Annotated in this window: 1 pseudogene; it reads right to left on the reverse strand. The window is 34.2% G+C overall.

The features are described 5' to 3' along the window. Positions 1-161 precede the first annotated feature (161 nt). A pseudogene (locus tag HMPREF0381_RS15105) lies at positions 162-530 on the reverse strand (Rpn family recombination-promoting nuclease/putative transposase); the annotation flags it as partial.

Below are 530 nucleotides of genomic sequence, written 5' to 3' on the forward strand. Positions count from 1 at the left end.
AGATATTAAGACTATAAAAGTCAACCTAAGAATTTTACAAAAAGATTGAAGATTGATTATTTTTGCAGAAAATAAATATAGGTGGGCTTAGAAGCAGTCCACCTAAAAACATATATAATAACAGGGACTTTCCCCATTATTTTCCGATTCTAATTTAAATATCATTTTATATACTGTATAAAGCTTTCTTCGCTCATATTCGCTCTTTTTGCCGCATCCGCAATGCTTAGAATTCCATCCTTTACCAAAGAGATAAGAACATTTACAGTTCCTTCTTTAATGCCCTCTTTAATGCCTTCTCTAATACCTTCTTTAATACCTTCTTCTCTTCCTTTTGCTATTCCCTTTTCTATACCTCTTGCTTCTACTCTATCAAGTACTTCACACATAGTTACATGCTCCTTTCCTTTCACTTCGTTTATGGTTTTCTCAAATCTATAGTCCCTTGTCATTGCAGTCATCAGCATCAACAGTTCATCCACATGCTTAATTACCGTATCGCCGGCTACATAGTCTTTATTTACACGCAT

This window comes from Lachnoanaerobaculum saburreum DSM 3986 (assembly GCF_000185385.1).
GTDB classification, from domain to species: domain Bacteria; phylum Bacillota; class Clostridia; order Lachnospirales; family Lachnospiraceae; genus Lachnoanaerobaculum; species Lachnoanaerobaculum saburreum.